This window comes from Cytophaga sp., from assembly GCF_051961495.1.
Classification (GTDB): Bacteria; Bacteroidota; Bacteroidia; order Cytophagales; family Cytophagaceae; genus Cytophaga.
Genome location: NZ_JBQCDF010000107.1, coordinates 1 through 10968, shown reverse-complemented (window position 1 = coordinate 10968; position 10968 = coordinate 1). Strand labels below are relative to the sequence as shown.

Here is a 10968-nt window from a genome sequence, read left to right as displayed (position 1 = left end):
ATTGTTCGAAGATAGTTTTTTGAAAAGTGTATTTAGTAAATTGGTTTTCCAGATAATTTTGAACATGTTTAAATGAGGTTTTCCGATGCAAATCGTAGTAATCTTTCGCTCAATGGCTTGATTAACGATTGTTTTAGAAATGGAGTTATTTTCTATCGTAATGATTTCTGCACCCAACTCCGTAGCTAATTTAAAGTTATTTATCAAATGGCGCTGCTTGTCTAAGGCTATTTTGTCAGCATGTTCATTCGGCGTTTGTACATACAATACATACCATTTGCTATGGAAGTAATTAGCCAGTCGTGCTGTTTTACGAATCACAGCTTTGGCTTCTCCGTCGTTGCTGCTGATGCAAGCTAAAAAACGTTCATGTTTGATTACATTCGTTTTTGTTACTTCTGTTTCAACTTTTCGTTCGACCTGTGATGCTACTTCTTTAAGCGCCAATTCACGTAGTTGTAAGATATGGTTACTCTGAAAGAAGTTCTGTAATGCGGTCTGTATTTTTTCTTCCTGATATATTTTACCTTCCTTCAGACGGATAATTAATTCATCGGCTGTTAAATCAATATTTACAACTTCATCTGCATATGTTAAAATGCTATCAGGAATGCGTTCTTTTACTTCAATTCCGGTAATAGTTTTTACTTCTTCATTCAAACTTTCAATATGTTGAATGTTCACAGCTGAAATAACATTGATGCCGGTTTCTAAGATTTCAATCACATCCTGCCAGCGTTTTTCATTCTTACTTCCTTCAATATTGGTGTGTGCGAGCTCATCTATAATAACTACCTCCGGACGTAAATTAATGATAGCCTGCACATCCATTTCTTCCAGTTCTTTTCCTTTGTAAAACAATTTCCGTCTCGGTATTAAGGGCAGTCCTTCTAACAGGGCCTGTGTTTCTTTGCGATTATGTGTTTCGATAAAACCGATCTTTACATCAATACCATTTTTCAATAATGCGTGTGCTTCCTGTAGCATACGGTATGATTTGCCTACACCGGCACTCATGCCAATATAAATCTTAAATTTACCTTTCCTGGATTTTTTGATCAGATCCAGAAAGTGCTGTACGGTTTTATCTTTTTCTGTCATTAGAAAGACACGGCTAAGGATGTTGTCAGTACGTAATTTTTGTTGTTTGGCTTATTATGTAATATAAATATTTTCTCCATACTACTGAAACATTTCCCTTCTATGCGCCAGAGCATATTTTCTGCAATCTTGTAATCGAGATTAAGGGAGTAGCCATACGTTTGAAATCCGTTCGGTGTACCAGTCAGAATAATTACACCATTGACATCGCTGTAATATTCAAAACGCATAGCAATCGTTGATTTTGAAAATAGATCGTATCGGGTTTGTACAATAGGGGAGAACCATGTATTATATGTATTGCTTCCTTTTGATTTTTGTTGGAAGCCAATATCAAAACCTAATATAATTCCGAATTTTTCATGAAGTTGAAAAATACTATAGAGATTATGAAAATAACGCATCTGTCTGATGCTATCAGGTGTATCACTGCCTACAAAAGAACTACTGTTTAATGTAATCTTTGAAGTGGGTTTATATGAAAGTTGGTGTCCCAATGCGGGTGTATTATTATCATTAGCGCGTTGAATGTGTTGCCACCCATTTAAGACCAATCCACTCACAAACCACTTTTCATTATCACTTTTGTAAGATACTTTTACACCACTTTCATAATAAGGCGAATTATCTGCCAATATACTGCGTGTTAGATTCCAGCAATCTTTACCAATGGCACTTTCAAAACCTATGTGTGAAGCAAAGATTCCTGCATCTATCCAAATGTTTTTTTGTTTTGAAATTTTTGCACCAATATTTGCTTCAAATATATTTTTTAAAACTCCTGGTTCAGTTGCCAGATTTGCATTGGCATAGGTACCTGTCATGATTGCAATGTTTGCACGTAGATTGTCTGTTGCATATGCTGCTTTTATAAATCCAAGATTGATATTTACTTCGTTGTGCCTGTTATAAGAATATACAAAACCAGGCCTTGAGTGATTTCCGGGATTGCTGAAATCATATCCATAATAGGCTTCAATGTAGCCCGATATTGTTAGATGGTCGGTAACTTGCTTTGATGATCTGGTATCAGGTGTGTTATCGGATACGGTTTTTAGCATTTGATCTGTTATCTGGGCTTGTATCGCATGTGTTGTACCTATGAGTACGCAAATACTTATATATATAACTTTAAAGATATTTTGCACGCGTACTATTATTTTAAATCATCTAAAGCAATATTAAGTTTCAGTACATTTATTTTTTCTGTACCGAATAATCCAAGCAAAGGTTTTTCTGTTTGTTCATCAATTAATGAAATTAATCGTTCTTCTGAAAGGTGACGGATCTTTGCAATACGTTTCACTTGTACTTTTGCAGCCTGTACAGAGATATTCGGATCCAGACCGCTTCCACTTGCTGTTACCAGATCTGATGGGATCTCTGATTTGGCAATGTCAGGGTTGTGAGCCATGAAAGTGTCGATGCGAGCTTGTACTTCAGTTTGATAGTCGGGATTACTCGGCGATTTGTTACTGCCTCCCGAACCTGCAGCGTTATAGCCAACTGCAGATGGTCTCGAATGAAAATAACTGTCGTCTGTAAATGTTTGTCCGATGTTGCTGTAGTATTTTTTTTCATTGTGAACAATAATATCACCATTGCCTTTATTGGCTGTGAATTGTGCAATGCCGCATACTGCCAGTGTGTATATGCCCATAAAGAATAACATGCAAACGAACGTCAGCTTAATAGCAGGAAGTATATTCGATTTCATAATGGTATGTAGTTAAATGAATAGCGATACAAAGAGATCAATGATTTTAATGCCAATAAAGGGGATAAGCACACCGCCCAATCCGTAAATCAATAGGTTTCGGCGCAGCAGTGCACTGGCACCGATGGGTTTGTAAGCAACCCCTTTTAATGCCAACGGAATCAGGAACGGAATAATAATGGCATTGAAGATAACAGCCGAAAGGACCGCACTTTCCGGACTGTGCAGCTTCATAATATTTAAGCTCTGCAGCGAAGGTATACCTGCAATGAATAATGCCGGAATAATAGCGAAATATTTTGCTACATCATTCGCAATGCTGAAAGTTGTTAAGGTGCCCCGCGTCATTAATAACTGCTTGCCAATCTCAACGATCTCAATCAGTTTAGTTGGGTCATTATCCAGGTCGACCATATTACCGGCTTCTTTCGCTGCCTGCGTTCCGCTGTTCATGGCTACACCCACATCTGCCTGAGCAAGGGCAGGAGCATCGTTTGTACCGTCGCCCATCATGGCTACCAGCCTGCCTTCAGATTGTTCTTTTTTGATATAGTTCATTTTGTCTTCAGGTTTTGCTTCCGCAATAAAATCGTCTACACCTGCTTTCTCAGCAATAAATTTTGCTGTTAGCGGATTGTCGCCCGTAACCATAACCGTTTTTATACCCATTTTTCGAAGGCGTTCAAAACGTTCCTGTATGCCTGGTTTGATAATATCCTGTAATTCAATTACACCAATTATTTTTTCATTTACCGAAATGACTAAAGGTGTTCCGCCGTTACTTGAAATTACTTTTACACGTTCACTGGTTTCTACTGAATAACTATTTCCTGCTTGCTCTGTTAAACGTTTGATAGCATCTGCAGCACCTTTCCGAATGCGTGTAGTTTCATAATCAATACCTGAGCATCTTGTTTCTGCAGTAAATTTTATGAAACGGGGATTTTCAATATTATAGCTTACAGGATTTACTCCGGCTAATTCAATAATAGATTTTCCTTCGGGAGTTTCATCACTCATTGAACTTAATGCTGCACAGGTTATAAAATATTTTTCATCCACACCTGCACCTGGATAAAAGTGAGTTGCTTTTCGATTCCCGATAGTAATAGTTCCTGTTTTATCCAACAAAAGTACATCTATATCACCGGCTGTTTCCACAGCTTTACCACTCTTGGTAATTACATTGGCACGTAATGCTCTGTCCATACCTGCTATGCCTATTGCTGAAAGCAAACCACCTATAGTAGTTGGTATCAAACAGACGAATAATGAAATAAATGCTGCGATGGTGATTGGTGTTTGCGCATAATCAGCAAAGGGTTTCAATGTTACGGTTACAATAATAAAAACCAGCGTAAAGCCTGCCAATAAAATGGTCAATGCAATTTCATTGGGTGTTTTTTGCCGGCTGGCACCCTCTACTAAAGCAATCATTTTATCTAAGAAGCTTTCTCCGGGTTCGGTTGTGACTTGCACTTTTATTTTATCCGATAATACTTTTGTACCACCAGTAACAGAACTTTTATCACCACCCGATTCACGGATCACAGGTGCACTTTCTCCAGTAATGGCACTTTCATCAATCGTTGCGAGGCCTTCAATGATTTCGCCATCGGTTGCAATGATATCACCTACTTCGCAGATAAATACATCTCCTTTTTTTAATTGTGAGGAAGAGATGATTTGTCCATTTGCTAATTTAGCAGGCGTTTCTTCCCGTGTTTTGCGGAGACTATCTGCTTGTGCTTTTCCTCTTGCTTCTGCTATTGCTTCTGCAAAATTGGCAAACAATAAGGTGAGTAATAAAACCAGAAATACAATAAAGTTGTAGATAAAGCTTCCCTGTGATGCTTCTCCGGATAAGATCCAGAGGCATACTGCAAACATTACTGCGGTTCCGATCTCTACAGTAAACATCACAGGATTTCGGAACATTATTTTAGGATTGAGTTTTTTAAAAGATTGTTTCAAGGCTTCCTGCATCAACTCTTTTTGAAACAACGATGTATGTGAGTTTGTCATTTTTGTACAATTAAATCATGGAGAAATATTCAGCGATCGGACCTAAAGCAAGAGCAGGGAAGAATGCTAAAGCAGCTACCAATGCTATTACAGCAAACACCATTAAACCAAAGGTCGCAGTTTCTGTTTTCAATGTTCCGTTGCTTTCAGGAATGTATTTCTTACTTGCTAAAATTCCTGCGATTGCTATAGGTCCGATTACCGGAAGATAACGGCCCAGCAGCATAATCAGTCCGCATGTAATATTCCAGAAAGCTGTATTGTCACCTAAACCTTCAAAGCCGCTACCGTTGTTAGCAGAAGAAGATGTGAACTCATAAAGCATCTGACTAAAGCCATGAAATCCCGGATTGCTTAGTGTACCTGCAGTTATAGCAGGAGTAGAACATGCAATTGCTGTTCCGATAAGTATTAGGAATGGATGTAACAATGCAATGATCATTGCAATTTTCATTTCTTTTGCTTCAATTTTTTTGCCTAGGAATTCAGGGGTTCTCCCTACCATTAAACCACTGATGAATACAGCCAGGATAATAAAAATATAAAAGTTCAGCATGCCCACTCCACAACCACCATAAAAGGAATTGATCATCATGGCAAGCATTTGATTCATCCCCGAAAGAGGAGTGAAGCTGTCGTGCATGCTGTTTACACTGCCTGTTGAAATAACAGTTGTAGCAATACTCCAGTATGCTGAAGAAGCTGAGCCAAAACGTACTTCTTTACCTTCCATGCTACCCATTTCTTGTGTAATGCCCATATTTTCTATATTTACATTCCCATGCATTTCAAAGAGGATTGTTGGAATAGTTAATAAAATGAATCCAATACTCATCACTCCAAAGATCATCCACGAAAGGTTTTTCCGCTTCAATACAAAACCCAATGCGAAAATCATAGCAATTGGGATTAGCATTTGCGTTACCATTTCAATGATGTTTGTGAAGTATGTTGGGTTTTCAAATGGATGTGCAGAGTTTGCACCAAAAAAACCTCCGCCATTTGTTCCCAAATGTTTTATAGCAACAAAAGCTGCAACCGGTCCGCGGCTTACCTGCACGGAATCTCCTTGAAGGGTAACCATGGTATCCTTACCTTCAAAAGTCATAGGCATTCCATTGAATGCAAGAAGAATTGCGATAACAAATGCAATAGGCAGTAAAATGCGCGTACAACTTCTGACAAAGAAGGAATAAAAGTTACCTAAGGTGTCTGCTGTACGTTCTTTCATAGCTTCAAATACAACTGCAGCAATAGCAATTCCTGTTCCGGCGCTGATAAACTGCCACAGCATTAAAATCAATTGGCCAAAATAGGATAGACCGCTTTCACCGGAATAATGTTGCAGATTTGTGTTTGTAACAAAACTTACTGCAGTATTAAAAGCCAGATCGCCGCTCATTGAAGGATTGCCATCAGGATTCAAAGGCAGCGCACCCATATTTGTAAGAGTCAGCATAGCCATAACGAACCATACAAGATTGATGGTTAGCAAAGTAATCAGATGCTGTTTCCAACTCATTTCTGTTGTTGGGTCAATACCGCTGAGCTTAAAGAATAGCTTGTCCAGCGGATCGAAGATGACATCCAGCCACGTACGTTCGTAGTTGAAAATTTTACCAATGTATCTGCCTAAAGGTATAGCAAACACAATAACGAGCCCATACATTAAGAATATTCCAGAGATTTCAGTATTCATAGGAATTAGAATTTTTCAGGTTTAAGCAGTACATAGCACATATAACCAAATACTGCAAGTGCGATAATGAATAGTGATGCCATATGATTAGATTTTTTCAAACCAGTTAATGGATGTATAAAAAAACAGATAGAGTATTATGCCTGTTGAGATAAGGATGCCTGTGACCATATGTTTAATGTGTTTAATTTTTTTATAAGGTGATTTCAACTCTTGTACCATCTTTGGACAAGGAGGTTTAATGCATTGTTAGAGTGTATATTGCCAGTTATTTATAAAATAGTACAATAAAAAACCCTTTCGTTTTGAAAGGGTGTGTACTATCGTTTTGCTAGGGAAGGCCTCAGTTTATTTTATATTCCTCTAATTTTCTATATAAGGTAGTAAGTGCGATATTTAATAATTCAGCGGTTTTTGTTTTATTCCCATTTGTATAATTCAATACTTTTTGAATATGGATTTTTTCTGCACTTGCCAGGTCAAATGCAGAAAGTGGCTTTCCGTTTTTATTTGTTTGTTGAAATTCTACCGGTAATTGATCTAATCCAATTTCATCGTTGGTTGATAATATCACAGCGCGCTCAATACTATTCTTTAGCTCTCGTATGTTGCCATTCCATTCGTGTTGCCTAAGTGCTTCCATGCATTCGTTTGATATGTGTTTGACCTTTTTATTTGTCTTGCTTGAAAACAAGGATAAAAAGTGATATGCCAGCAGCTCAATATCAACGATTCTTTCGCGTAGTGGGGGTAATTGAATTTGAAAAACAGAGATACGATAAAATAAATCTTCTCTGAAATGTCCGGCTACAATTTCTTTTTGTAAATCTCTGTTCGTTGCAGCAATAATGCGCACATTCACTTTTGTAACTTTGCTTTCGCCTACTTTTAAAAACTCGCCTGTTTCAATAACACGGAGTAATTTTGCCTGCAAGTTCAACGCCATTTCGCCGATTTCATCTAAAAAGATGGTTCCATTGTTGGCCTCTTCAAACAAGCCTTTTTGATCTTTTGTTGCTCCGGTAAATGAACCAGCTTTATGTCCAAACATTTCACTTTCCAGAAGATCTGTGCTGAATGCAGAACAATTAATAGCGACAAAGTTTTGTTTGTTGCGATTACTTTCTTGATGAATGGCTTGAGCAAATACTTCTTTTCCAGTTCCGGTTTCGCCGGTCAGTAAAACGGTTGTATCGGTTCGTGCAACTTTTTTTGCTAAGTCAATGGCTTGTAAAAATAATTTTGACTTACCAATAATTCTATTAAAAGAATGTTTGTCTCCAAGTTGTTTTTCTAATTGTTGAACGCGTTTTGCAAGTACTGCTTTTTCTGCTGCACGGTAAAGCAGTGGAATGATTTTATTGTTATCATCTCCTTTGGTAATATAATCGAAGGCGCCGTTTTTAATGGCCTGTACACCATCGGGAATATTCCCGTAAGCGGTTAATAAAACGATTTCTACAAACGGGTGCAGTTCTTTTATTTTTTTACAAATATCAACGCCATTGCCATCTGGTAGTTTTACGTCGCAAAGTACGACATCAATTTCAGCCTGCTCTAATTTCTTTAAAGCTGTTTTGATATCACTGGCTTGCTGTACTTCAAAGCCTTCCAAACTGATGATGCGTGTAAGCAAGATGCGGAGCTTTTCTTCATCATCAATAATCAATACATTTTTCAAAGCAATTACATCTGGGTATGTTAGGATATTTATTTTCATCAAATACATCCATTCAAACCGGATGCAATCTGTAGTAATATAAAAGTAAATATAATTAAAGCGATATTTAATTATCTGCTAAAATAATATCAGTCATTTATTTAAAAGAATAAAATGACTGATATTTAAATTTCTGTAAACAATTTTATTTCTGTGCAGCAAGAACGCCATCCAGGTTTTCGAGTGCCATAGTGAAGCCTTCCTTGAAGCCCATAGAAATAATCATTTCCAGGTCTTCCAGTTTTTCATAAGTGAGTTCTACTTGCACGGTTGTACCGGCTGCTGTTTCATTGAATGCAATTTTCCATTTTGTGCGTGGGAAATCCATATTCAATTTCCCATCTGAATCACAAAAAGCATCGTGCAATTCGATTTTCTTTTGCGTGTCGATGGATTTGAAATCAGCTCTTGCCCAATGTTCTTCCCCTTGCGGACCTATCATTGCGTAAAGCCAGTACCCGCCTTCTTTGAAATCTCTTGTCTTTGTTTTTGCTTTCCAGGGTTTTGGCGCCCACCATTGATCGAGCAATTCTTTTTCTGTCCAGGCCGCCCATACGTGTTTTAGCGGCGCAGCAAATTCTCTTGTAACGTTGATTTGATTTTTTCCTTTATCGATGGAAAAATCCATGAATAAACTACTTTTCATTTTCTTTGGTGTTTAGGTTGAATAATACTTGATCCAGTTGGGAGAAGCGTTCTTCCCACAGCTTTTTAAATTGTGCAAGCCAGTTGTCGATCTCTTTCATTTTCGTTACTTCCAGTTGATAGTATATTTCACGTCCGGTTTGTTTTTGATGTACCAGTTCGCATTCAACAAGAATTTTAAGATGTTTGGATACAGCCTGGCGGGATGTATTGAAATGTTCGGCCAGTGCATTCGGTGTCATTGCCTGCAGTGCAATAAGGGCCAGAATGGTTCTGCGTGTTGGGTCGGCGATCGCCTGAAATACATCTCGTTTCATAATCGGTTTTGAATTGGCAACTGATTGGTTGCAAATATATGCAACTTTTTGGTTGCGCAAGTAGTTTTCTCAAATTTATTTTGAAATCTTCTAAGATCAGGCTCAAAAGCAGTTTTTCGTTCAGAATAAAAATGAAGTTAAATTATATTATTAAAATAAATACGTATAAATACTTAATTATTATTGATTGATACGTATATTTACATATAACTACTTCTTAACCCTTTTTAAAAAGTATGTATATGTCAGCACTCGCCCCGGTTACCTGCAATACCTGCCTGAATGAAACCTGTCTGATCAAAAAAAATTGTCTGACAGCGGAGGCAGAGAAATTTGTCAAACAGCGTATCGCTTTTTTCTGTAAAAAAGGTCAGCAATTTATCATAGAAGGCGCGCCCGTACAAGGTCTGTTCTTTATACAAAAGGGCAAGGCAAAAGTTGTGCAGACCGGTATTAACGGGCGGGAGCAGATTGTTCGTTTTTCCAGGGACGGCGAAATTATTGGCCATCGGGGGTTTGCAGTAGGCGATCAGTATCACATTTCAGCTGAAGCCCTGGAAGATACTCTGGTGTGTAATTTTTCAAATCGCGTGATGTTGGAGATGTTAAAAGATATTCCGGAATTAACGTATGAGATGATGCTTTTTTATGCACGAGAACTGAACCGCAGTGAAACAAAAGTACGTAAGATTGCACAAATGACGGTTAGAGAAAGGGTAGTAGACACGCTGCTTTATATCGATCGCAAATTTGGGCATACCAACCAATTGCTTAATCTACAGCTATCCAGACAGGAAATAGCAGATTTTTCAGGGACTACAGAAGAACAGGTAATCCGTATACTTTCCATGCTGAAAAAAGAAGGTTTAATACGTAGTGTAGGTAAAAAAATAGGTATTGCAGAGCTTCAAAAAATGAAAAACGAAATTTCAGAGCATAATTATTATTTAGCAAGTTAGTTTATAAGTTGTTGTAAAATAGATTTTTATATTTAAAACCTGCTTTAAAGCAGGTTTTTTTATGTTGTAAAAAGTTGTCGCTACCTGCCGGATTCATGGCTTTCTTTTATTTTCGACTACCTAGATTTGTACGTATAAATACTTAATAATAATACGTATTTATTTAACACGAAAACTAAAACGAAACGGAATATGAAAAAAGGACTACTACCCATTTTACTCCTGGGAGGAATTTTACTGGGGAACACAGCTGCTGCACAATTTACTTTATCCGGTCAATACAGACCGCGTACGGAATTGAGAAATGGTTTTAAAACGCTTAAGACAGACGATCAGGAGATCGCCTCATTCACAGAACAGCGTACTCGTTTGATTGCCGGATATAAAGCGGGTAAAATTGAAACAAAGTTCTCTATCCAGGATGTAAGAATTTGGGGTGATGTAGGAACGATCAACAAATCTGATAACTGGCTATCCGTACATGAAGCATTTGCAGTGTATATGATTGACTCGCTTGCAAAGCACAGATTGATGATCGGGCGCCAGGAATTGAACTACGACGATCATCGTGTATTGGGTAACCTGGATTGGGCAGCACAGGCAAGAAGCTTTGATGCCTTGAAATATATGTATAAGCATTCTGATTCTACTTATCAGTTTCATGCAATTGCTTCTTTTAATCAGGATGGAACAATTCCTGAGCCTTCTAAACTTCAGAACTCTAAAGTAGGTACCGGTGGTACAGATTACAATGGTGGTAATTCAGGTTACTTCAACCAACCACT

The 10968-nt window shown here is 37.8% G+C and carries 11 protein-coding genes; 2 read left to right on the top strand and 9 right to left on the bottom strand.

The genetic code is table 11. From position 1 onward, the window contains the following. From ACTHJT_RS05120 to ACTHJT_RS05080, 9 genes are all read right to left on the bottom strand, one after another. The coding region (locus ACTHJT_RS05120; RefSeq protein WP_440236827.1) for a sensor protein KdpD at nt 1-1101 on the bottom strand (1101 nt) is incomplete at its 3' end. Next, nucleotides 1101-2249, bottom strand: a complete 1149-nt coding sequence (locus ACTHJT_RS05115; RefSeq protein WP_440236825.1) for a porin — start codon at nt 2247-2249, stop codon at nt 1101-1103. The genes ACTHJT_RS05120 and ACTHJT_RS05115, both read right to left, overlap by 1 nt. A gap of 8 nt (nt 2250-2257) precedes the next feature. Continuing rightward, on the bottom strand, nt 2258-2818 hold the full coding sequence (locus ACTHJT_RS05110; RefSeq protein ID WP_440236823.1) for a K(+)-transporting ATPase subunit C: 561 nt from the start codon (nt 2816-2818) through the stop codon (nt 2258-2260). Nucleotides 2819-2830: 12 nt separating this feature from the next. Next, nucleotides 2831-4843, bottom strand: a complete 2013-nt coding sequence (gene kdpB, locus ACTHJT_RS05105; protein WP_440236822.1) for a potassium-transporting ATPase subunit KdpB — start codon at nt 4841-4843, stop codon at nt 2831-2833. 10 nt (nt 4844-4853) lie between these two features. Next, nucleotides 4854-6542 (bottom strand): potassium-transporting ATPase subunit KdpA, encoded by a 1689-nt coding sequence (kdpA, locus tag ACTHJT_RS05100; protein WP_440236820.1) that lies wholly within the window; start codon nt 6540-6542, stop codon nt 4854-4856. 5 nt (nt 6543-6547) lie between these two features. After that, nucleotides 6548-6625, bottom strand: a complete 78-nt coding sequence (kdpF, locus tag ACTHJT_RS05095) for a K(+)-transporting ATPase subunit F (RefSeq protein WP_440236830.1) — start codon at nt 6623-6625, stop codon at nt 6548-6550. A 260-nt stretch (nt 6626-6885) separates the two neighbouring features. Continuing rightward, complete coding sequence (locus ACTHJT_RS05090; RefSeq protein WP_440236819.1) at nt 6886-8262, bottom strand: sigma-54-dependent transcriptional regulator; 1377 nt, start codon at nt 8260-8262, stop codon at nt 6886-6888. A 145-nt stretch (nt 8263-8407) separates the two neighbouring features. Next, a complete protein-coding gene (locus ACTHJT_RS05085; protein WP_440236818.1) occupies nt 8408-8908 on the bottom strand; it encodes an SRPBCC family protein in 501 nt (166 codons plus the stop codon). Further along, nucleotides 8898-9224, bottom strand: coding sequence for an ArsR/SmtB family transcription factor (locus ACTHJT_RS05080; RefSeq protein ID WP_440236817.1), 327 nt, complete (start codon nt 9222-9224; stop codon nt 8898-8900). Before ACTHJT_RS05080 ends, ACTHJT_RS05085 begins: the two co-directional genes overlap by 11 nt. A gap of 242 nt (nt 9225-9466) precedes the next feature. On the opposite strand from ACTHJT_RS05080, the gene ACTHJT_RS05075 reads away from it, so the two are divergent. Together ACTHJT_RS05075 and ACTHJT_RS05070 are read left to right on the top strand one after the other, a co-directional pair. After that, nucleotides 9467-10183, top strand: a complete 717-nt coding sequence (locus tag ACTHJT_RS05075) for a Crp/Fnr family transcriptional regulator (RefSeq protein ID WP_440236816.1) — start codon at nt 9467-9469, stop codon at nt 10181-10183. A 192-nt stretch (nt 10184-10375) separates the two neighbouring features. Then, a partial coding sequence (locus ACTHJT_RS05070; protein ID WP_440236814.1) for an alginate export family protein occupies nt 10376-10968 on the top strand: 593 nt, incomplete at its 3' end.